The organism is Thiomonas sp. UBA7699 (genome assembly GCF_002482605.1).
Lineage (GTDB): Bacteria > Pseudomonadota > Gammaproteobacteria > Burkholderiales > Burkholderiaceae_C > Thiomonas > Thiomonas arsenitoxydans.
In genome coordinates, this window is record NZ_DLGH01000026.1 from 23,654 (window position 1) to 45,717 (window position 22,064).

24 protein-coding genes are annotated in these 22,064 nt (G+C 64.5%); 23 read left to right on the forward strand and 1 reads right to left on the reverse strand.

Going from position 1 to position 22,064, the window contains the following annotated elements; translation table 11 throughout:
- Positions 1-8: 8 nt before the first annotated feature.
- From B3H47_RS11725 to B3H47_RS11835, 23 genes are all read left to right on the forward strand, one after another.
- Positions 9-773 carry a hypothetical protein gene (locus B3H47_RS11725; protein WP_286987097.1) on the forward strand — a complete coding sequence of 255 codons (765 nt, stop codon included), beginning with the start codon at positions 9-11 and terminating at the stop codon, positions 771-773.
- Positions 758-3,871, forward strand: coding sequence for a DUF2309 domain-containing protein (locus tag B3H47_RS11730; RefSeq protein WP_286987098.1), 3,114 nt, complete (start codon positions 758-760; stop codon positions 3,869-3,871). Before B3H47_RS11725 ends, B3H47_RS11730 begins: the two co-directional genes overlap by 16 nt.
- Positions 3,868-4,194, forward strand: coding sequence for a P-II family nitrogen regulator (locus B3H47_RS11735; RefSeq protein WP_013104276.1), 327 nt, complete (start codon positions 3,868-3,870; stop codon positions 4,192-4,194). Before B3H47_RS11730 ends, B3H47_RS11735 begins: the two co-directional genes overlap by 4 nt.
- A 295-nt stretch (positions 4,195-4,489) precedes the next feature.
- Entirely contained in the window at positions 4,490-5,911 is a 1,422-nt protein-coding gene (locus B3H47_RS11740; RefSeq protein WP_013104278.1) for a form I ribulose bisphosphate carboxylase large subunit, read from the forward strand.
- Between the two features lie 68 nt (positions 5,912-5,979).
- Complete coding sequence (locus B3H47_RS11745; RefSeq protein WP_013104279.1) at positions 5,980-6,309, forward strand: ribulose bisphosphate carboxylase small subunit; 330 nt, start codon at positions 5,980-5,982, stop codon at positions 6,307-6,309.
- 115 nt (positions 6,310-6,424) lie between these two features.
- Complete coding sequence (locus B3H47_RS11750; protein ID WP_286987099.1) at positions 6,425-9,157, forward strand: CsoS2 family carboxysome shell protein; 2,733 nt, start codon at positions 6,425-6,427, stop codon at positions 9,155-9,157.
- A gap of 16 nt (positions 9,158-9,173) precedes the next feature.
- Complete coding sequence (locus B3H47_RS11755) at positions 9,174-10,739, forward strand: carboxysome shell carbonic anhydrase (RefSeq protein ID WP_276729289.1); 1,566 nt, start codon at positions 9,174-9,176, stop codon at positions 10,737-10,739.
- A gap of 10 nt (positions 10,740-10,749) precedes the next feature.
- Complete coding sequence (locus B3H47_RS11760) at positions 10,750-11,004, forward strand: carboxysome peptide A (RefSeq protein WP_013104282.1); 255 nt, start codon at positions 10,750-10,752, stop codon at positions 11,002-11,004.
- Positions 11,004-11,249 carry a carboxysome peptide B gene (locus B3H47_RS11765; RefSeq protein ID WP_013104283.1) on the forward strand — a complete coding sequence of 82 codons (246 nt, stop codon included), beginning with the start codon at positions 11,004-11,006 and terminating at the stop codon, positions 11,247-11,249. Before B3H47_RS11760 ends, B3H47_RS11765 begins: the two co-directional genes overlap by 1 nt.
- Before the next feature lie 105 nt (positions 11,250-11,354).
- On the forward strand, positions 11,355-11,651 hold the full coding sequence (locus B3H47_RS11770) for a BMC domain-containing protein (protein WP_013104284.1): 297 nt from the start codon (positions 11,355-11,357) through the stop codon (positions 11,649-11,651).
- A gap of 45 nt (positions 11,652-11,696) precedes the next feature.
- The gene (locus tag B3H47_RS11775) at positions 11,697-11,993 is read left to right on the forward strand and encodes a BMC domain-containing protein (RefSeq protein WP_013104285.1); all 297 of its coding nucleotides are present in this window, start codon (positions 11,697-11,699) and stop codon (positions 11,991-11,993) included.
- 104 nt (positions 11,994-12,097) lie between these two features.
- Complete coding sequence (locus B3H47_RS11780; RefSeq protein WP_013121931.1) at positions 12,098-12,436, forward strand: BMC domain-containing protein; 339 nt, start codon at positions 12,098-12,100, stop codon at positions 12,434-12,436.
- Between the two features lie 26 nt (positions 12,437-12,462).
- On the forward strand, positions 12,463-12,894 hold the full coding sequence (locus B3H47_RS11785; RefSeq protein WP_286987100.1) for a ferritin-like domain-containing protein: 432 nt from the start codon (positions 12,463-12,465) through the stop codon (positions 12,892-12,894).
- Entirely contained in the window at positions 12,887-13,153 is a 267-nt protein-coding gene (locus B3H47_RS11790) for a 4a-hydroxytetrahydrobiopterin dehydratase (protein ID WP_013121933.1), read from the forward strand. The genes B3H47_RS11785 and B3H47_RS11790 overlap by 8 nt, the downstream gene beginning before the upstream one ends.
- 3 nt (positions 13,154-13,156) lie before the next feature.
- Entirely contained in the window at positions 13,157-13,795 is a 639-nt protein-coding gene (gene parA / locus B3H47_RS11795; protein ID WP_286987108.1) for a ParA family partition ATPase, read from the forward strand.
- Positions 13,792-14,049 (forward strand): hypothetical protein, encoded by a 258-nt coding sequence (locus tag B3H47_RS11800; RefSeq protein ID WP_286987111.1) that lies wholly within the window; start codon positions 13,792-13,794, stop codon positions 14,047-14,049. Before parA ends, B3H47_RS11800 begins: the two co-directional genes overlap by 4 nt.
- Before the next feature lie 67 nt (positions 14,050-14,116).
- The gene (locus tag B3H47_RS11805) at positions 14,117-15,034 is read left to right on the forward strand and encodes a CbbQ/NirQ/NorQ/GpvN family protein (protein ID WP_013104291.1); all 918 of its coding nucleotides are present in this window, start codon (positions 14,117-14,119) and stop codon (positions 15,032-15,034) included.
- 62 nt (positions 15,035-15,096) lie between these two features.
- The gene (locus tag B3H47_RS11810) at positions 15,097-17,454 is read left to right on the forward strand and encodes a nitric oxide reductase activation protein NorD (RefSeq protein ID WP_013121935.1); all 2,358 of its coding nucleotides are present in this window, start codon (positions 15,097-15,099) and stop codon (positions 17,452-17,454) included.
- A 13-nt stretch (positions 17,455-17,467) separates the two neighbouring features.
- Complete coding sequence (locus B3H47_RS11815; RefSeq protein WP_013104293.1) at positions 17,468-18,097, forward strand: microcompartment protein; 630 nt, start codon at positions 17,468-17,470, stop codon at positions 18,095-18,097.
- A gap of 15 nt (positions 18,098-18,112) precedes the next feature.
- Positions 18,113-18,937, forward strand: a complete 825-nt coding sequence (locus B3H47_RS11820; protein WP_013121936.1) for a S1 family peptidase — start codon at positions 18,113-18,115, stop codon at positions 18,935-18,937.
- Between the two features lie 56 nt (positions 18,938-18,993).
- Complete coding sequence (locus B3H47_RS11825; protein WP_276729280.1) at positions 18,994-19,296, forward strand: hypothetical protein; 303 nt, start codon at positions 18,994-18,996, stop codon at positions 19,294-19,296.
- Positions 19,297-19,363: 67 nt separating this feature from the next.
- Positions 19,364-20,308, forward strand: coding sequence for a transaldolase family protein (locus tag B3H47_RS11830; protein ID WP_286987114.1), 945 nt, complete (start codon positions 19,364-19,366; stop codon positions 20,306-20,308).
- A 28-nt stretch (positions 20,309-20,336) separates the two neighbouring features.
- Positions 20,337-21,047: a 16S rRNA (uracil(1498)-N(3))-methyltransferase gene (locus B3H47_RS11835; RefSeq protein ID WP_286987115.1), complete on the forward strand. Its 711-nt coding sequence runs from the start codon at positions 20,337-20,339 to the stop codon at positions 21,045-21,047.
- A 21-nt stretch (positions 21,048-21,068) separates the two neighbouring features.
- Here the strand turns inward: B3H47_RS11835 and B3H47_RS11840 are convergent, their stop codons facing one another.
- A complete protein-coding gene (locus B3H47_RS11840) occupies positions 21,069-22,028 on the reverse strand; it encodes a LysR family transcriptional regulator (RefSeq protein WP_286987116.1) in 960 nt (319 codons plus the stop codon).
- Positions 22,029-22,064 lie beyond the last annotated feature (36 nt).

The following is a 22,064-nucleotide window of genomic DNA, read 5'->3' on the forward strand; positions in this document are numbered from 1 at the left end:
AGAAAGCGATGATCGAACTGCTGATCTGTGCCGTTTTGCTGCTGCCGCTGCTGCCTTTCAGCCTGGCGGTGAATGCTGCGCTCCAGGCCTTGCCCAACTGGCTGCGCGCGCTGCTGCTCATTGCCCTGCCGGTGGCGGGGGCGGTGGTGCTCGGCGGCGTGCCTGTGCCGACCGGTGTGTTGGCCCGCGTGATCCAGGTGGCCGCGGCGCTCACCGCGCTGTTCTATGCCTGGCGACTGCTATCGGTGCGCGAACTGTTCGTTTGGGCGCGGCTGCAGGCCACCTCGGCCTGGGCGCTGATCTGGCTGGCCTGGCTGTTCGGGATGTCGGGTGAGCGCTTGATCGCTGTGGCGCTGGCACTGAGCCTGCCGGCTGCTGTGCTCACCCTGCTGGCCTGTGCGCTGCAATGTCGTCTGGGCGGCGCTTATCTGGGCCTGCGCGGGCGGCTCGGTGCGATCTACCCCCGCCTCACCGGGGCGCTGGTGGTGGCGCTGGTGGCGGCGCTGGCCGCGCCGCCGTTCCCGGGGTTTTTCGCCCTGCTGGCCGTGCTGCACCAGGTGTCGGCCGTTAGCGTGTTCATCGTGCTTGCAGTCTGGATTTTGTGGAGTTGGGCGGCTTCGCTGCTGTGGCAGCACAGTTTGTTCGGCGAGCCCTGGCCGCAGCCAGTCGGCACAGTCGATCTGTCGACAACGATGGCCGCCGTGTGGGTTTTGCTAGCGCTGGCGGCAATTTCTCTGGGTCTGATCGGGGGTTGGGTATGGTCGATGCACTGAATCTGGCGAAGCGCCTGCGGGTGCGCTCGACCGCCTACGTGGCGGGCGAACCGGTGCCTTATTTCTGGCCGATGCGCACCTTCATTCACCACAATCCGCTGTACGGGCTGGAGCACCTGCCGTTCGAGCAGGCGGTGCGCCGCGGCGCGGAGTTGTTTCACGCGCGCATGTTCCTGCCCCGCAGCAACTATCAGCACTGGCAGCGTGAGGGCAAGGTGCAAGCGCAGACGCTGGCCCAGGAAATCGAACGGCGCGCGCAGCAACTGCCCTCCGTGACGGGGATCGACTGGCCGCAATGGCTGCATGCCATGATGCAGGCCGAGCATGATCGTGATTTTGTCGTTCCCGGCGCGCTCTCGGCCGATGTGTACGCGGCCTTGCATGCGCAGACCCCGACTCCGCAGCCGGTCGATGTCGCCACGCTGCTGCCCGCCCTGAAACAGCGTCTGCACGCGCATACCCTGCCCGAGGCGGTCGATGCTTTGTGGGGCACCCGCCTGGCCGACGAACTCGACGAACTGGTGATCAAGAGCTGTCTGGACTTTTTCGACGAAGACCAGTCGTCCTGGCGCATGCCAGGGCGCGAGCGCGGGCTGTTTGCGGCCTGGAGCGAAGTCACCCGGCGCAATGCCCGCATGTTTCTTCGGGGCCTCAACGTTCGGCGCATTCTCGACCGCGTCGAAGATGCCGAAAGCGCCGTGGTGCATGTCATGGAGCAAATGGGTGTCGACACCGAGGACTGGTCGGCCTATTTCACCCGCGAGCTCACCCGCCTGCACGGCTGGACTGGCTTCGTGCGCTGGCGGGCCTCGGCCAAGCATTACTACTGGGCGCAGCGCTACCCGGCCGACATCGTCGATCTGCTGGCCATTCGGCTGATCGTGGGGCTCGCCTTGTTGCAAGAGAGCGCGCGTCATCGCGGCACGCCGGTGCAGCGCGGGCAACTCGACGCCTTGCTGCAAGAGCGCAGTGCCGAATGTCTGCTGCGCGAAGCGCTGCACAGCGGCGCGGTGCTGCCCGACTGGGCGCAGCGCATCGACGACACGCTGGCGCGTGGCCACTGCGCCCGCTGCGACGACCTGCTGCAGCGCTACTGGCCGCTGTGGCAGCGCAAACTCGCGCAGGAGCAGGTCGACGCGTTGCGAGCGCTGGCCGTTGCCGCCAAAGCCACGTTCGCGCTCGAAGCGCTCGACCCCAGCGGGGTGCAAGGGCTGCTGCAGGGCTTGCAGGAATTTGGCGAGCAGGAGGGCATGGTCTGGACTCTGGCGATGGAGGCGCAGTCCATCGACCATCTGCTGGCTCGGGTGCAGGTGCCCCAAGACCTGCCTGCCGACAAGCGTCCGTTTGCCCAGGCCTGGTTTTGCATCGATGTGCGCTCTGAACCCATTCGCCGCCATTTGGAGCGCGTGGGCGACTATCAGACCTTCGGCATCGCCGGATTTTTCGGCGTGCCCGTGGGTTTTCTGGGATACGGCAAAGGCAGCGAAAGCCACTTCTGCCCGGCGGTGGTCACGCCCAAGAATCTGGTGCTTGAACTGCCCGCGGCCCTCGATCCCAACGACGAAGACTTTGTCAGCACCCTCGGGCATGTGCTGCACGACCTCAAAAGCTCGGTGCTCTCGCCCTACGTCACCGTCGAGGCGGTGGGTATGTTGTTCGGTCTCGATCTGTTCGGCAAGACGCTGGCGCCGCTGGGCTACAGCCGCTGGCGCAGTCGCATCGACGCCGAAAAACCCGTCACCCGCCTGCTGGTCGACAAGCTCACCCGCGAGCAGGCCGATTCCATCATCCGCACCCTGCAGCGGGCCATGATCGTCAAGGCGCTGCATGCCGAGTTGCACATCGACCGCGAACGGGTCGATGACGCCATGATCCGCGAACTGCGCGAAACCGCGCTGCGCCACCGCAGCGGACCCACGCGTCTGCGCGAGTCGTTCGGCGTGTCGGACAAGCAAGAAGCCGAATTCATCGACAAGTTGCGCGAGGTGTACCGCGTCGATCCCGACTTTGCCGGCTACCAACTGGTGCGGCTTGGACGAATTGGCTACTCGCTCGACGAGCAGGTCAACTATGTGCATACCGCGCTGACCATGATCGGTTTGACCCAGACCTTCTCGCGCTTCGTGCTCATCGTCGGCCACCAGGGTCAAACCGAGAACAACCCCTACGAGTCGGCGCTGGATTGCGGCGCCTGCGGTGGCGGCAGCGGTCTGGTCAACGCCCGGGTGCTGTCCCAGATGGCCAACAAGACGGCGGTGCGCGAGCGCCTTGCGACCATGGGCATCACCATCCCGGAAGACACCTGGTTCCTGCCGGCCGTGCACACCACCACCACCGATTCCATCGAACTGCTCGACCTCGACCTGCTGCCCCCGCGGCTGCTCGTCTATCTGGAGCGCTTGCGCAACGGCCTGCGGGCGGCTTCGCGCCTGGCCGCAGCCGAGCGCATGCCCAAGTTGATGTCCAGCCCGCGTGAACTCGATCCGGCCCATGCTTACCGCCTGGCACACCGTCTGGCGGTCGATTGGTCGCAGACGCGGCCCGAGTGGGGGCTATCGAAGAACGTCTACGGCATCATCGGTCGCCGCAGTCTGACCGAGGCGGCCGATCTGGAAGGGCGGCCCTTTCTGCAGTCCTACGACTGGCGCTGTGACCCCAAGGGGCGTCTGCTCGAGAACATTCTCGCGGCGCCCGTCGTGGTGGGCGAGTGGATCAACCTGGAGCATTTTTTCTCCACCGTCGATAACGCCCACATGGGCAGTGGCAGCAAGGCCTATCACAACGTCGCTGGACGCTTCGGGGTGATGACCGGCAATCTGAGCGACCTGCGCACCGGCCTGCCGATGCAAACGGTGATGCGCGAAGGACGCCCCTACCACGAGCCGATGCGGCTGATCGCCTTAATTGAAGCTCCGCTCGACTTTGCCGGGCGGGCGCTGCAAAGCGTGGTCAAGGTCAAGAGCCTGGTGCTCGGCGGCTGGATCCGCGCCATCGTCATCGACCCCACTCAGGGCTACAAACCTTTCGTCTACAACAACGGGCAATGGGAGGAGCGCGCACCGCTCGTTGCCCAGACTCAGGAGGATCTCGTCGCATGAACGCCATCAAGCTGTATCCGCTGAAAAAACTCGAAATCATCCTGGAAGGAGCGCACAAGGAATTCGCTACCGACCTGCTCGACCGCGCCGGAGTGAAGGGTTACACCATCGTCGGCAACCTGTCGGGCAAGGGTAGTCACGGCATGTACGAAGGCCACCTCATGTTCAATGAGGACGATGCGCTGATCATGATCATCGCTGCGGTGCCCGAAGAACTCGTGGGCCCGCTGCTCGAAGGCTTCCAGCCCTTTTTCGAGGCGCACTCCGGCGTGGTGTTCGTGCACGACATTCAGGTCGGGCGCCCCATCAAATTCCGCAACTGATCGGCGCCGAGACGGATCGGATGATTTAGTTTTCCTGAACGAAAGTGTTGTCGATATAAATTGATTCTTATGTAAGCGGGGCGGTATTCTTCAATCCGCTTTCAAGGATATGCGGTTTGTGCAGAGATCTTCTGACCTCTCACGGCTGCTTGGAATTCCAAGCAGCGCAACGCAAGACGGGTCGTCCCGACTTTTTCTGTGTTGCGGTATCAAAGAGACTTTTTGTTGGCCGCCCGTACCTGTTGGCCAGAACATTGAAATTTTTGTCACGTTTCATCGCTAAGGAGTGATCGATATGGCAGTTAAGACCTATCAGGCCGGCGTTAAGGAGTACCGGCAAACCTATTGGATGCCGGAGTACACCCCTCTGGACACCGATCTACTGGCCTGCTTCAAGATCACCCCGCAAGCGGGCGTCGATCGCGAAGAGGCTGCAGCCGCTGTGGCGGCCGAGTCGTCCACCGGCACCTGGACCACGGTGTGGACCGACCTGCTGACCGACATGGACTACTACAAGGGCCGCGCCTATCGCATCGAAGACGTGCCCGGCGACGACACCTGCTTCTACGCCTTCATCGCCTATCCGATCGACCTGTTCGAAGAAGGCTCGGTGGTCAACGTGTTCACCTCGCTGGTGGGCAACGTGTTCGGCTTCAAGGCCATCCGCGCCCTGCGTTTGGAGGACATCCGCTTCCCGATCGCCTACGTCAAGACCTGCAACGGCCCGCCCAACGGCATCCAGGTCGAGCGCGACGTGATCAACAAATACGGCCGTCCGCTGCTGGGCTGCACCATCAAGCCCAAACTGGGTCTGTCGGGCAAGAACTACGGCCGCGCCGTGTACGAATGCTTGCGCGGCGGTCTCGATTTCACCAAGGACGACGAGAACATCAACTCGCAGCCCTTCATGCGCTGGAAGCAGCGTTTCGACTTCGTGCAGGAAGCCACGCTCAAGGCCGAGCAGGAAACCGGCGAGCGCAAGGGCCACTACCTGAACGTGACCGCCCCGACCCCGGACGAAATGTTCAAGCGTGCGGAGTACGCCAAGGAAATCGGCGCGCCCATCATCATGCACGACTACATCACCGGCGGCTTCTGCGCCAACACCGGCCTGGCGCAATGGTGCCGCGACAACGGCATGCTGCTGCACATCCACCGCGCCATGCACGCCGTGCTTGACCGCAACCCGCACCACGGCATCCACTTCCGCGTGCTGACCAAGATCCTGCGTCTGTCGGGTGGCGACCACCTGCACACCGGTACCGTGGTGGGCAAGCTCGAAGGCGACCGCGCCTCCACCCTGGGCTGGATCGATCTGCTGCGCGAATCGTATGTGCCGGAAGACCGCAGCCGCGGCATCTTTTTCGATCAAGACTGGGGCTCCATGCCCGGCGCCTTCGCCGTGGCCTCCGGTGGCATTCACGTGTGGCACATGCCCGCGCTGGTGACCATCTTCGGCGATGATTCCGTGCTGCAGTTCGGCGGCGGCACCCTCGGCCACCCCTGGGGCAACGCGGCCGGCGCCGCAGCCAACCGCGTGGCGCTCGAAGCCTGCGTGCAAGCCCGCAACGAAGGTCGTCAGGTCGAAAAGGAAGGCCGCGAGATTCTCACCGCTGCCGCCCAGCATTCGCCCGAACTGAAAATCGCCATGGAAACGTGGAAAGAAATCAAGTTCGAGTTCGACACCGTCGACAAGCTGGACGTCACCAACAAGTGACCGATCCCGGTGCGGTGGCCGCTGAGGCCGCCGCTGCCTGACACCGTTTGCTCTCAAAGGAATTCATCATGGCCACTGTGCAAGCCTACAAAGCCACCAAGAAGTACGAAACCTTCTCTTATCTGCCGCAAATGACGCCCGAACAGGTGCGTCGCCAGATTGCCTACACCATCGCCCAGGGCTGGAACCCCGCGGTGGAGCACACCGAAAAGGGCACCTCAGCTCGCGTGAGCTTCTGGTACATGTGGAAGCTGCCGCTGTTCGGCGAGCAGTCCGTCGATGCGGTGCTGGCTGAACTTGAGGCCTGCCACCGCGAATTTCCTGACCACATGGTGCGTTTTGTCGCTTATGACAACTACGCCCAGAGCCAGGGTCTCGCGTTCGTGGTCTACCGCTGATCGCGGATCTGGCGTGATGGCATGGATGCCGTCGCGCCGGTTTTCCGGGGCCGCGTGCCTCGGGTTCAGGCTCCGAGTTTTCTGAATTCACGACTTCTCTGCTTCGAGGTCCACCATGACATATCCTGCCGAACGCCATGCGCAGGCGACCCTTTCGGGTCGTGAGCTGGCACTCAAGCGGCGCCAGGCCATGGCGCTGCATGGCAAGGCCGGCTCGGCCAAGCCTGCTGGCGCCCCTGCGCGCCAAAGGCCGGAGATGGCTGCCGCATTTTCTGCTGCTTCTTCGCAGTCGCGGCCCGCCTCCGCCGTATCGGCAGCCCCTGTCGTGCGTGCGGCCGCCTTTGCTTCCGCCTCTGCGCCCACCGCGTCCTTGAATCCGCCGCAGACGCAGCTCAGTCCAGCGCGTGCGCGCCGCCAGGCGCTGTCGCAGCAGGGCAAGGCAGCGATCAAACTGGCTGGAAGCGGCGGCCCGAGCGCGCATCTGCGCCCCTCGGTCGCTGCGATCTCTAGTGAGGCTTCTTCTCGTGATGCATCCGCGAGTTGCGGCTGCGCCACCGAGCAGTCCTGTGGTTGCGCCGATGCGGCTGCAGCGCCATCCACCCAGAGCGCGATGTTCGCACCCGCTGCCGAGGTGTCAAACGCTGTTCGCGCGGTGCCGATGGCGGGAGGTCGCGCCCTGGCGCAGGCCCGCCGTGCCGCGCTGGCGCAGGATGGCAAGGCCGGTCTGCGTCGTGTGGCGCAGGCCACCAAGATTGCGGCGTCGCTTCCAGGGCAGGATTGGCAGGTCGCCATGAGCAAGGGGGCGACCGCTCGCCAAGTGGCGATGCAGCGCCGTCATGTGCAGTCGCTCGTCGGCCGCGCGGGCGCCTGCGCCTCTGCCGAGTCCTCGCGCCCCAGTGGTCGCATGAAGGCTCGCAACACGCAGGCTCCCGTGCCGATGAAGGTCGAGGAAGGTCACACCCTTTCGGGCCAACGCGTGACGGGCACTCAAGTCGAACGCAGCCAGCGCGTCAGCGGCAACGAGCCGGGATCCTGCCGCGCCATCACCGGAACCGAATACATCGGCTCCGAGCAATTCGACACCTTGTGCAAGACCCGCCCCGCTCCCAACCCGCCGAAGGTGGGTGTGAGCACCACGCTGCGCGAACAGCGTGTCACCGGCACCGAAGTGGGCCGGTCCTCCAAAATGACCGGCGACGAGCCGGGTTCTTGCCGCGCCATCACCGGTACCGACTATTTGAGCGCAGAGCGCTACCAAGAATTCTGCGACACCCGTCCTCAACCCGGCGCTCAAAAGGTCGGCCGCGGCACCACTGAAATGGGTCAGCGCTTCACCGGCACTTTGGTGGATCGCCCGGTGAAAGTGACCGGCGGCGAGCAAGGCTCGGATCGCACCGTCACCGGCACCAGTTACAGCATGGCCAGTGCGGATACCGCGCCGAACAAGGTCGAGATTTCCACCACGGCGCAAGGCAAGGCCGTGACGGGAACGGGTCTGGGTGCGCGCAAAGGTATGACGGGCGATGAGGCCGGCGCCTGCCGCCCGGTGACGGGCACGCAATATCTGTCGAGCGAGCAGTTCGTGCAGGTCTGCGGCACCGAAGCCCCGGCGCAGCCGCGCAAGGTCAGCGTGATGTCCAGCCGAGATGGTCAGAGTGTGACCGGCACCGATGTGGGTCGCAGTTCGCAAGTGACCGGCAGCGAAGCGGGTTCCGCTCGCGCCATCACGGGCAATCAGTATTTCAATGCCAAAGACTTCGGCGGCGCTTCCACTGCGGCTCCGGCCAAGGTCAGTACGATGCAGACGCTCAGTGGCCGGTCGGTGACCGGTTCAGAGGTCGCGCCCAGCCCAAAATTGTCCGGTGATGAGTCATACGGGTGCCAACCCGTCACCGGCGTCGACTATATCGGCACCCAACAACTGGCCGCAGTGTGCGAAACCGCACCGGCCATCGCGCCCGTCGCGAAAGTGGCGGTCGACCAGACCTGGAAGGGTCAGAAGGTCACAGGAAGCCATGCGGGCCGTAGTCAGCGCGTCACCGGCAACGAGGCCGGCGCCTGTGCGCCCATCAGCGGCAACAGCTATTTCGGCCAGGGGCAGTATGCCGAGTTCTGCGCGGCGCCTGCGCTGCAGCAGCAGCGCAACCTGCAACGTGACAGCACCACGGTTTCGCTGCGCGCCATTACCGGAGACCGGCCTGGTGCCGGAGGTTCGGTGATGACCGGTGACGAACGTGGCGCCTGCGAGCCGGTGACTGGCACGCCTTATCTGGGCATGGACACCATGCCGGGCCAATGCGCCACCAGTGGCCGTTTCGTCTCGCGCGCTCGACCGGTCGAGGAGCCTGTGCGCGATCCGGCTCCTGCGGGCTTCAGCATTCTGACCCGCGGGCATGCCTCGCTGGGACGTGAACGCGATCAAGCCGTGACCGGTAACGGTATGGGCTCGGAGCGCATCTCCGGCTCGATCAACAAGGCCGAAGGTCTGATTACCGGCACCCCCGAGTTCCGCAAGCAGGATGTGCAGCGACTGCAAGCCCAGCAGCAGGTGCAGAAAGACGCCCTGCTGCAACGTGCGGCGCAGCGCCTGAGTGGCGAGGGCAGTCAGCAAGGCACCAAAGTTTCGGGTGACGTGTGGCTCGACAAATCGCGCGTAACCGGCACGGAAGGCACGTCGAGCTTGATGCGCAATCTGTCGATGCGCGGCCAGCCCCGTGGTGCGGGCGCCAATGCCACCACGTTCCGCGAGGTGGAGCGTCCCGAGGTGCCTGCGTCGCGTGTGACCGGCTCGTCAGGCAACACCGAACGCGGTGCGCCGGTGACCGTTTCCGGCGGCGCGCGCGGCTGAGGCGAGGGCAAGTTCGATGAACACGCTCAAGCGCAGAACGGCTCTCCAGGCCAGTGGCGCCTACCTGCCGACGCAGGAGGTCTCCGCGCCGCATTTGCACGCCGTCCGCCCCGCGTTGCATGCAGACGAGCATGCGATCGACAACCCGGCCTGTGTCATCGGCCCCGGGCAGCGCTGCGAACATGCCTTGGTCGATTCCGAGCTCAACTGCCGCTTGTCCGACTATGAGCGCATCGTGCGCGGCCGCTTCAGCGGCATTGTCGACGTGCTCAAGGAAATCTCCGCGCTGCAGCACGAGCGAGACTTCGCCGAGCGCGCGCAGCGGCTGGCGCAGGAACGGCTGGGCTATGCCTTGCCGCAACAATTGCTCGACGATGCCTGGGTGTCAGGCCTGGACATGAAGGCGCTGCATACGCACTGCATTTTCCAGAGTTTCAAGGTCTGCGTGGATCGCACCGATGCCGACCAGTCGCTGTGGCTGAACCGCATGGCGCTCACGCCCGAGTTTCTCGCCGCCTGCGGTTATCACACCGTGGACGTCACTCCCTGCGCCGACGGTCGCCTGCAAGGTTTGCTGCCTTTCGTCTTTCGCATGGCGCCCAACCGCAACGTCTATCTCAAGGCGTATGCGGGGGCGATGTTCGATGTCGAAGCCGATATGGTCGATTGGGGTCATCGCGAGATCGAGCGCTTGAGCGGCGGAATTCCCGGTGGCGAATCGCAGAACTATCTGAAGATCGCGGTGTACCACTTCAGCAGCTCGCACTCGCATGAACAGGGCTGCGCCTTTCATGCCAGCAATGACAAGCAGGCGGTGGAGTCGGCCAAGCAGCGTCTGGACGAATTGCGCATCGCCATCGAACGTACCTATGGCGTGGGCGCCGCGCCGGACATTCTGCTCGTCGGCCTCGATACGGATGTGGATGCGCTGCGCATTCACCTGCCGGATGCCGACGGCGATGTGAATCCCTACCGTTACGTCGATACGGCAGAGCTGTACCGCGAAACCGTGGGGCTGACGGCACAAGCCGCTCGGGCTCACATTGCGCAGCGGGTGGACGAAGCGCAGAACATGGACGGTTGGGCGCAGGGACGCGGCGTGATGATCCCGGGCATGCGCCAGCTAGTACTGGCGCTGGCTGAGGCCAATCTGTCGCAGATCGAGTATGTGATCCATCACCATCAGGGCCGCTACACCGTGCTGGGCCACGACGAAGAGTTCATCTGCGCCGGCGAGGCCACGCAGTATGTGCAGATGCGCAATAAGTACTACTTCGCCCACCTCGATACGGTCGAGGAAGGTGCGGCCGATGTCGATGTCGGCATCAAGATTTTTACCGGCCTGAACGTGCGGCATGGCCTGAGCGTGCCCGTGTTGGTGCATTTTTACTATTCGTCGCGCGTGCCCGGCTCGCGCGAACGCGCGCTCAACCGCGCAAAACAGGTCAAGGCGGCCATCGAAGCGAGGTATCCGGCGCTGGTTGCGCGGGAACTGCTGACCTGCCGCATGGCGCTGTCCGACCGTTTCGACACCGAACGCTGCGTGTTCGTTGACGAGGCGGAGGCGGACTCAGGACATTGAGGGAAGACAGATGCGCATCATGCGAGTGGAAAAGACGCTGGTATCGACGAATCGGATCGATTCGTTCGGTCATCGTCCGCTGCTCGTCGTCCAGGAAAAAGCGGGTGGCACGCGCAGCGTGGCGGTCGATGCAGTGGGCTGTGTGCCGGGAGATTGGGTGATCTGTGTGGGTTCTTCTGCTGCGCGGGATGCAGCAGGCGCCAAGGATTTTCCGTCCGATCTGACCATCGTCGGCATCATCGACCATTGGACTGCGGAGGGCTGATGGAAATCTGGCGCGTCAAGGACGAACTGGTTTGTACCCGGCGTGCGCCGGGGCTGAAGTCCGCTTCGTTGCGCGTTTTGCAGGGACAGACAGGCAATATTCAGGTGGCCACCGATCCGGTGGGTGCGCCGGTGGGCAAATGGGTGTTTACCACCCTGGGCAGTGCAGCAAGGCTGGCCATGCCCGACCCGAGTGTCACCACGGATCTGACCATCTGCGGAATTATCGAGGGCTGGGAGGAGTGAACCCGTCAACGGGTTTTCCGTGCAGTCGTGTGAGCAAGAGGGCACCTCGGGCACCGGGCTCGGTGCTTATGGGTGGGAAGTCGACTTTTAGACAAGGAGTGACAAATGGCTGAACGGATGGGCATTGCCCTGGGAATGATCGAAACACGCGGCCTGGTGCCGGCGATTGAAGCAGCGGATGCCATGTGCAAGGCGGCGGACGTGCGCCTCATTGGCCGCCAGTTCGTGGGAGGCGGCTACGTCACAGTGCTGGTGCGTGGCGAAACCGGTGCGGTGAACGCGGCGGTGCGTGCGGGCGCCGATGCCTGCGAGCGCGTGGGTGACGGCCTGGTGGCTGCGCACATCATCGCCCGCGTGCATGGCGAAGTCGAGGGCATTCTGCCCGAAGCGCCGTCGGCCTGAGCTGGCGGCAGGCATTGGTAATTGCAAACCTTTGAGGAGCGAGAAATGGCGAACGTGAATGGAATTGCCCTGGGCATGATCGAAACGCGCGGACTGGTGCCGGCGATCGAGGCGGCTGATGCCATGTGCAAGGCAGCGGAAGTGCGACTGATCGGTCGCCAGTTCGTGGGCGGCGGCTACGTCACCGTACTGGTGCGCGGGGAAACCGGCGCGGTCAACGCGGCGGTGCGCGCGGGTGCCGATGCCTGCGAGCGCGTGGGTGACGGCCTGGTGGCTGCGCACATCATCGCCCGCGTGCATAGCGAAGTCGAAGGTATTCTGCCTTCCACGCCGAGCGCCTGATCGGCGCTGATTGGCGCTGATTGGCGTTCAGCATGAATGCGCCGACCCCGCCCGCATGGTTGCGCCCAGCGGCGGATGAGGTGAAACCTGATGGAGATTTGGAAATGGCAAGTGTGACGGGTATTGCCCTTGGCATGATCGAAACGCGTGGTTTGGTGCCCGCGATCGAAGCGGCCGACGCGATGTGCAAGGCAGCGGAAGTGCGACTGATCGGTCGCCAGTTCGTGGGGGGGGGCTACGTCACCGTACTGGTGCGTGGCGAAACCGGTGCGGTGAACGCGGCGGTGCGTGCAGGCGCCGATGCGTGCGAGCGCGTGGGCGACGGCCTGGTGGCTGCGCACATCATCGCCCGCGTGCACAACGAGGTGGAAGGCATACTGCCGACCAGCCCCGATGCAGAGGGCGGTGGCCGCGACGCGGAAATCACCTCCACCCGCAGTTAAATACGCAGCCAAGCACGCAGGTCCATATGCCGGTAGATTCCCGCACCCTGGGTTGGTTGACGCGCGCACTCGGTCATGAAATGACCGCAGTGCAGCAGTACCTTGCCCAAAGCGTGCTGGCCCGGCTGTGGGGCGATGCGGCCTTGGCCGCTGAGCTGCGGCGCGAGGCGCTCGAAGAACTCGATCACGCCAGCGCGCTGATGAAACAACTCATTCTGCACGGCATCGCGCCTTGCGCGGGCAATTTGCCGCCCGCTCGTCTGGGGCGCAGTCCGGCCGAGTTGCAGGTGCATGACGCGCAGCTCGAGACCTCAGCGGTGCATTTGTATGCAGACGCCCTGCGTCATGCGCAGCGGGTGCGCGATGGCGAGTCGGCCGCCTTGTTTGCGCGCCTGCTCAACGAAGAATCGCAACATCTGCAGCGGGTGCAGCATACCGAAGGAGCCTCACATGGATGAACAAACCGCATCGTGGCGCGAGCAGGGCAAACCGCCGATGCTGTTCAAGCGCTTCGCCTTCGGCAGTTACGCCCAGACGCGTGCCTTTCTAGATGCGCTGGCGGCCTTGTCCGAAGAAACCGGGCAGCATCCGCAGAACATCAACTTCGGCACGACCTACGTCAACATCACCCTCGATGCGGCCGACGGCGCCACGCTGGGCGAGGCCGAGCGCGCCTTTGCCGCCCGGGTGGATGCCTTGGCGGGAAGTTCGGGCTGAGTCATGGCAGCCGCCCAAGTGCTGGCCGTCATCAACCAGAAGGGCGGCGCTGGCAAGACCACGCTGGCCATGAATCTGGCTGCCGGGCTGGCCTGGCGCGGGCCGACGGTGGTGGTGGACCTCGATCCGCAAGGCTCTGCGCTGCAATGGGGTGGCGCAGGCGCGCAGCCCTACCCGGCCACGGTCAAACAGATCTCGGGCCGCTGGGACGGCGCCGGGCTTCGGCAGACTTACAAGGCCTATCAGCACATCGTGCTCGATTGTCCGCCCTCGCTCGACAGTCATGCCTCCAGCCAGGCGCTGCGGACCGCCGATGTCGCGCTCATCCCCGTACTGCCCTCGCCGGTGGATCTTTGGGCCAGCCTGCGCCTGCCGCAAGAGGTGGAAGCCGCGCGCACGCAAAACCCGGGACTGCGTGCCTTTCTGGTGCTCAATCAGATCGAGCAACGCAGCGCCCTTTCGGCCGCCATGCAGGATGCGCTGGCCGAGTTCGGCCTGCCCGTGCTGCAGGCCGCCATGCGCCGCCGCGCCATCTATCGCGCCTCGGCGCTTGACGGCTTGTCGGTTTACCAGATGGGCGCCCGTGGCCAGGGCGCTGCGGACGAAATCGACGCCATACTCAAGGAGGTTTACCCATCATGAGCAGCATCAAGGAAAAGTTGACCCAAAGCGTGCGTCAGGCACGCTCCACCCAACCCGCCAAGACAGCCGGCGCCCCGGCTCGCGCCGCAACGCCCGCCACTAAGGCGGCGAGCAAGCCCGCGCCCGCAGTCAAGGCAGCCGCAGTCGCCAAGCCTGCTCCGCGCACGGTCGCCAAGGCGTCGGCAATGCCCCTGGCGGCAGAGCCTGCCTCGTCGGCCTCTACGCTGTTCCCGCAGCGCGTCTGGCCCGATTGATTGCCCGATTGTGTTTTTCGCGCCGGTCGGCCCTGAGCCGTTCCGCGCTTTGTCGAAAGAGATTGCCATGCGTCACGAAGACTACGTTCGCACTTATGCCCCCCGTCAGGATGCACGTCCTGCGCGAGCCGGTTCCGTCATGCCTGCCGCCCATCGCCCGGCAGCCGATCTGAGCGCAGCGCCTGCGAGCGGGCTGGACGCCTACCGTGTCGCCCGCGAGCCCTATTACCGTGCGCTGAGCGACGAAGTCGAGCTGTACGAGGCGGCTTATTCCGTGCGCCTGCCGGTCATGCTCAAGGGCCCCACGGGCTGCGGCAAAACCCGCTTCGTCGAATACATGGCCTGGAAGCTGGGCAAGCCCTTGATTACCGTGGCCTGCAACGAAGACATGACCGCCTCCGACCTGGTGGGCCGCTATCTGCTCGATGCCAACGGCACCCGCTGGCAAGACGGCCCGCTGGCCATGGCCGCTCGCTTGGGCGCCATCTGCTATCTCGACGAAGTGGTCGAGGCGCGGCAGGACACCACGGTCGCCATTCACCCGCTCACCGATGCGCGGCGCATTCTGCCGCTGGAGAAGAAGGGCGAAATCATCGAGGCGCATCCCGATTTCCAGGTGGTCATCTCCTACAACCCCGGCTATCAGAGCCTGATGAAGGACCTCAAGCAATCCACCAAGCAGCGTTTTGCCGCGCTCGATTTCCACTACCCCGAGCACGAAGTCGAAGCCGAGATCGTGGCGCATGAATCCGGTGTGGGTCTGGAGGTGGCCAAGAATCTGGTGCACATCGCCGAACGCTCGCGCAATCTCAAGGGGCACGGGCTCGACGAAGGTATCTCCACCCGCATGCTCATCTACGCCGGCTCGCTGATCGCGCAGGGTGTGGCGCCGCTGGGAGCCTGCCGCATGGCGCTGGTTCGACCGATCACCGATGATCCGGACATGCGCGATGCGCTGGACGCCGCGGTGACCACCTATTTCTGACCTTCGCTAGCGCTGCGGCCCCCAGTCGCCACGGGCGGCAGGCCGCGCGCAGTGAGTCCATCATGGCCATTCACCTCGAAGAATTCCAGGAACTCGTCGACGAGCTGCCGAGCGGTGCGCAGGACGTCCTGCGCGCGTCTTGGAACGAGGCGGCGCGCGCCTTCTCCTCGCGCGGCCTAGACAACTTCCTCAAGGGAGCTGCCGCGCTGCACCAGCTTGGCCGCGGTGAAGAGCTGGTGATCACCTACCTGCAGTCCATGCCCGAACTGGCCCGCGCCATCGGTGAGGACGTGCTGCCCGATCTGGTCAATTTTCTGTTGGCCATGGCTTCCAAGACCTCTGGCCAGGTGTTGGCGCTGATCGCTGCCACTGCGCCCCTGGCCGGTCAGCGGTTGGGCGACGAAGAGTTGTTTCGGCAGTTTCTCAGCGTGCTGTCGCTGATGCTGGCACAGGCGCCGCGAGGCTTGCGGCCCATGCTCGAAAACCTGGAGCGTTTGCTGTCGCAGCTCACCCTGGGCGGGCTGCGGCGCTGGGCCCAGTGGGGCGCGCAGGCCTACAAGGCTGATTTTGACGGGCAGGTCGCCTACTTTTCGCTGCAAAGCCCCGATGCGCTTTCGATGTTGCAGCAAGAGCGCAAAGGCACGCTGTTCGTGGATGTTCAGCGTCGGCTCAACATCTATCTGCGGGCGATGTGGGGACGCGACTTTTTCATGCGCCCGACCGCAGGCGACTACGAAAACCGCGAAGGTCTCAAGCCCTTCATCGAGCGCTACGTCATTCACATCGCCGATGCCTACGACGACTTTCGCCCTCTCGGCCCCGACACGCCGTCAGAGCAGATCGTCAGCGCGCTGGACGTCTATCGCGCTGCGGCCAACCACTGCGCCGCGCATCTGGTGTTCACCACCGAGCCGCTGTCCATGCAGGCCCTGTCGCCGCTGCAGATCGGCCTGATCGAAGTCATCGAAGACGCACGCGTCGAGGCGCTGGCTATTGCTCAGTTTCCCAATATGCGTGAGGCGTGGCTGGCCCTGCAGCCGCCTGCCGACTACAGCGAGCCCAAGACCGTGGGCGATCTGCTCAACCGACTCGCGCGCGCGCTGTTGGAGGAGCACAGCGCCGATCCGCATCCTTGGGTACAACAGGGCGTGGCCCATTTTCGCGCCCAGCCCGACTTGCTGGATGCGAAATTCAGCTGGAACGTAGGCATCGACCTCTCACACCCCTTGGCGGCACTGGATCTGCCGGAATACAACCGCCGCACCGATGGTCTGCGCGCGCTTTATCGCGACGACAACCGCGCCATCTGGGAACTGGAGGAGTACGACGAAGCGCAGGCGTTGCAGGCCACCTGGGAGACGCAGCAGCAGGTGCGGCGCAAGGTCAGCGTCATGGAGATGGTCAACGAAGTCGACAACGAATTCGCCGGTGACGACGCGCAGGAGGTCTGGATTCTGCCCACCGAGTTCTACCTCGACCAGGAAGGGGTGACCATCAACTCGCTCGAAGGCCGCCCGCCGATTTCCGAGCCCTTTCACTATCCCGAGTGGGACTATCAGATCCAGCTCGACCGCCCAAGCTGGGCCACCGTGCTCGAGCGTCATCCGCCGGTGGGCGACCTGGCGGTGATCGACGCCATTCTGGCCGAGCACAAGCCGGTGGTGTCGCGTCTGAAATTTCTCATCGAGTCGATGATTCCGCAGGGTCTGCAGCGCATCCGGCGCCAGGAAGACGGCGACGACATCGACATCGATGCCGCCGTGCGCGCCATGACCGATGTGCGCATGGGTGTTCAGCCCGACCCGCGCATCATGGTGCGGCTCAAGCGTGCGCAGCGCGATCTGGCCGTGATGGTGCTGCTCGACATGTCCGAGTCGTCCAACGACAAGGTGCGCGGCCACGACTATTCCGTGCTCGATCTCACCCGCGCCGCCACCGTGCTGCTGGCCGAAGCGCTGCAACGCATCGGTGACCCGTTCGCCATCCACGGCTTCTGCTCCGACGGGCGGCACGATGTGCACTACTACCGCTTCAAGGATTTCGACCAGCCCTATGGCGATCTCGCCCGTGCGCGGTTGGCCGGCATGAAGGGCAGCTACTCCACCCGCATGGGCGCTGCGCTGCGCCATGCCGGGCACTATCTGGAGCAGCAGCCCAAGCGCAAGAAAATCTGCTTCGTCGTCACCGACGGCGAGCCCGCCGACAACGATGTGCGCGACCCGCAATACCTGCGGCACGATACCAAGCGCGCAGTCGAACAACTGCTGCAGCAGGGCGTCACGGTCTACGCGCTGTCGCTCGATCCGCACGCCGATCTGTACGTCTCGCGTATTTTCGGCGTCAAGAACTTCACGGTGATCGACAAGGTCGAACGCCTGCCCGAAAAGCTTCCTATGCTCTACATGAGCCTCACCCGCTGAAGGCGCGCCAGGCATGAAAATCTCCCTGCGCACTTTCGTCTTCATCGACGCCCTGCAGCCGCAGTTGGCGTCCTATCTGGCCACTTCGTCGCAAGGCTTCTTGCCCGTGGCCGGCGATGCCTGTCTTTGGGTGGAGGTGGGGCCGGGCATGGCGGTGCACAGCCTGTCGGATGCGGCGCTGAAAAAAACCAATGTGCGCATGGGCGAGCAGGTGGTCGAGCGCTCTTTCGGCTCGATGGAGCTGCACTACCGCAACCAAAGCGAGGTGCTGGCTGCCGGCGGCGTGATCCTGCAGCAGCTCGGGGCCAGCGAGCAGTCGCGGCTGCGCTGCAAAGTGGCGTGGAACGAAATCATCCGCGCCATCACCCCCGACCACGCCACCCTCATCAACCGCCAGTTTCGCAAGGGCTCGATGATCCTGCCGGGCAAGAGCATGTTCATCCTCGAAGTCGAGCCCGCGGGTTACATCGTCTACGCCGCCAACGAGGCGGAGAAGGCGGCCCAGGTCACCCTGGTCGATGTGCGGCCGTTCGGCACCTTCGGGCGGCTGACCATGATGGGCAACGAGGCCGAAGCCGCCGAGGCGCAGCGGGCGGCGATTGCCGCCATCGAGCGGCTGAACCAGTCCGCGACGCATCACTGAACGAGCCGCCTCCACATGGACATCGATTCCACCGCCAAGCGGCTGCTGTTTTCCACCGTCCGGGTCGACACCGTGCTCGACGACGGCAGCGAAGGCTCCGGCACCGCCTTCGTCGTGCGCCATGCGCATGCCCGCGGCGTGACGGACTTCGTCGTCACCAACCGCCATTTGGTGGAGGGCGTGCGGCGTGGCGGGCTGGTGTTCACGCAAAAGCGCCAGGGTCGGCCCGCGTTCGGCCAGCGCTTCCAGCTCAACATCGACGAGTTCCCCGCCGCCTGGCATCTACACCCCGACGCCGAGGTCGATCTGGCCCTGGTGCCGCTCGCGCCGCTGCAGCAGGCGGCTGAGCAGCAAGGCGTGGAGCTTTATTTCGAGCCGATCGACAGCCGACTCATTCCCGATGCCGCGACCTGGCAGCAGTTCGACGCCCTGGAAGACGTGCTGTTCGTCGGCTATCCCAGCGGCGTGTGGGATCAGGTCAACCTCATGCCCATCCTGCGCCGAGGGACCACGGCGACGCCCGCCGCACTCGACTTTGAAGGGCATCGGCAGTTTCTCATCGACGCCGCGGTCTATCCCGGCTCCAGCGGCAGCCCGGTGTTCATCGAACGCCGAGGCGGCCAGATTTCACGGCGCGAGGCCACGCGCGATCTGCTGTTCGCCGGGGTGGTTGCCGCGGTGTTTTTCCGTGAGGAAGCGCACCACATCGTGCCCGCCCCGGTGCCTGCCAACAACCGGGGCATGGCGCTGGGTTCTGAGATGATCGATCTGGGGTTGATCATCAAATCCGATAAAGTGTTCGAGCTCATCCACTCTTACCTTCAGCGCTGGGTGGCCTGAGCGGCGACCACATCGGTCTCAACGACCGACGACCGCCCGACCGAAACGAGCTCAACATGCAAGAAAAACCGATTTATCCCGGCTATCACGCCGACGCGCACGGCATGACCCAGCTTGGCCGGGTGGTGCTTGACGCCTGGGTTTTCGGGCTGCTGCCCGAAGCCGAAGACTGCAAAGGCTGGGACCTGCAGCGCATGCAGGGGCTGATGCAGAAAGTGGAGGCCGAATGGGATCAGTACGGCAATCTGCCCAGCCGCCTGCCGCCGGAACTCGCCGAGCGTCACCGCGCCCTGTATGAGCGCGCCATGCAGCGCGCAAAGAGCAAGGGCTGGAACGCCGAGCTCGACGACGAAGACTGATCTCATTTGAGAGCAGTCGAAGCTCGCCTAAGATGACCGCTTCGCATCGCCGTCTCACTCCTCACTCATGTCTGCACTCGATTCGCTGGCTGCTTCCACTGTCGTCGTGGTCGATACGGCCGATCTGGATCTGCTGTCCCGCTGGAGCGCGCGGGATGCCACGACCAATCCCAGTCTGATTCGCAAGGCGGCCGCCGATCCGCGCTATGCGCGCCTCGTCGCGGCCGCAGTGAGCGGTTCTGCCGACGTCAATGATCGTCTGGATGCGCTGCTCGTGGCGTTCGGGGTGCAAATTCTGCAGCGTCTGCCGGGCCGGGTGTCCACCGAGGTCGATGCGCGCCTGTCCCACGATACCGAAGGCACCTTGCGGCGCGCCCGCGCGCTGATGGCGCGATACGCGGCGCAGGGCGTGCCGCGCGAGCGCGTGCTGATCAAGATTGCCGCCACTTGGGAAGGCATTGTCGCGGCCCGCATGCTCGAAGCCGAAGGCATCCACTGCAACCTCACGCTGTTGTTCAGCTTCGCACAGGCGCAGGCTTGCGCCGCGGCGGGTGTGAAGTTGATTTCGCCTTTCGTGGGACGCATCACCGACTGGCATCGCCTTCAGGCTGGCGGGGCCTGGGACGCCGAACAGCGTCGCGGCGCCAACGACCCCGGCGTGCAGGCTGTGAGGCGCATCTGGTATGACTACAAGCAGCAAGGCGTGCCGACCGAGGTAATGGGCGCGAGCTTTCGTGACCTGGACCAGATCGCTGCCCTGGCAGGCTGTGACCTGCTCACCATTCCACCGGCCTTGCTCGATGCCCTGGCGGCCAGCGACCGCGCGATGCCGCGTCAACTCGACGCGGCGCAGGCAGGCCCGGCGACCGATCCCCTGCCGCCCGTGCTGAGCCAGCAGGACTTTGAGCAGGGCATGCGCGCCGACCGCATGGCCACCGAAAAGCTGCAAGAGGGCGTGCGCCTGTTCAGCGCAGACACTGAAGCGGTGCTGTCTCAACTGGCCGCGGCGTGAAGCGCGCAGTTCCTACGGTCGCTCTTTCGTGTCGTTGCGCTTTTACATTCCGCCCACTGAGGCCACGCTGGCGCCCGGCCTGTTGACCCTGCCCGCGGCGACGGCGAGGCATGTCAAGGTCTTGCGATTGAAGGAGGGCGAGTCGGTCGCCGTGTTCGACGGCACCGGCGGCGAGTGGTCGGGCGAGGTCATCGACCCCCAAACCTTGCTGCTTCGCACCCACCATGCGGTGGAGCGCGAAGCGGACGTGCGCGTCATGCTGGCCGTGGGCATGCCGGCCAACGAGCGCATGGATGCTTTGGTGGAAAAGGCGGTGGAACTGGGTGTCGCGGCCATTCAGCCCTTGATTACGCGGCGCAGCGTGCTACGTCTGCAGGGCGAGCGGGCGCAGCGGCGGGTGGCGCACTGGCAAGGCGTCGCCATTGCAGCGTGCGAGCAGTGCGGGCGAAATCGCGTTCCCGAGGTGGCGCGGGTGGCGACGCTCTCCGATTGGCTGCAGCACCTTGGCAACGACAACGCCCAGTTGCATCGCTGCGTGTTGAGCCCGTTGGCGACGAATCCGCTTCGGCCCTTTGCCTCGGGCGAATCAGGATGGATGGTCTCCGGCCCCGAGGGCGGACTGGGCGAAGACGAAATCGCCTTGCTGCAGCGATCGGGGTTTCAAGCCGTCAGCCTGGGGCCGCGCGTGTTGCGCGCCGATACCGCGCCGCTTGCTGCGCTGATGCGCGCCTGCGGCTGAGCGTAGCGACCGGCGCTGCGACTACGGCTCAGCGTTGGCCAATTCCTTGCCGGGTGCCAGAATGTCGGTGCCGAAGGTTTCCGCCAGAAACGATTCGCCATGCTCCAGAATGAAATAGCGGAATGCTTCCGCCCCCGGTGACAGCAGTTTGGCCAGACTGTTCACCGCGTACCAGCGTCGCAGCAAGGGCATGCCCTCGATCGACGGCACGGTCAGCAGGTTGTTGCGCAATTCCAGATCGATGGTGTGCAGCGACAGGAAGCTGATGCCCATATTCGCCATGACCGCCTGCTTGATGGTTTCGTTGCTCTGCATTTCGGTGAACAGGGGCAGCTCCATCTGATGCTGGTGCAGATACTCCTCAAAAGTGGCGCGCGTGCCCGAGCCGGGTTCGCGGATGATGAAGTTGAACTGCGTCAGCAGTGTGGCCGAGTGCGGCCCTCCGGTCGATAACGGGTGCTGTGGCGGCGCGATGATGCCCATGGGGTGGGCGGCAAAGGGTTCGGCGCGCGTGGCAACGTCTCGCGGCGGTCGGCCCATGATGGCGAGATCCAGCTCGCTGTTCTGGAGATGACTCACCAATTGTTCACGGTTGCCCACCGAGAGCCGGACCTCCACATGGGGATACTCGGCGTGAAAGCGCGCCAGCAAGCGGGGCACGAAATACTGGGCCGTACTCACCATGCCAATGGTCAGTCGGCCGGCCTTGATGCCCCGCAGGCGCGCCATGGCGTCCTCGGCGTCTTTGAGCGTTGCAAGAACCTTGCGGGCATAGACCACCAAATACTCTCCCGTCAAGGTCAGACTGACGGACTTGCCCTGACGCTCGAATAGGGGGAGCCCGACCTGCGACTCCAGCTCTCTGATTTGCATGGAGACAGCAGGCGGCGTGAGGTGCATTTCCTGGGCCGCCTTGCCAAAGTGCAGGTGGCGCGCAGCGGCGCTGAAGACGCGGAGCTGACGGATGGTCGCGTTTTTCATCAAAATTCCTGATCTGAACATCAACAAATCGTGAAT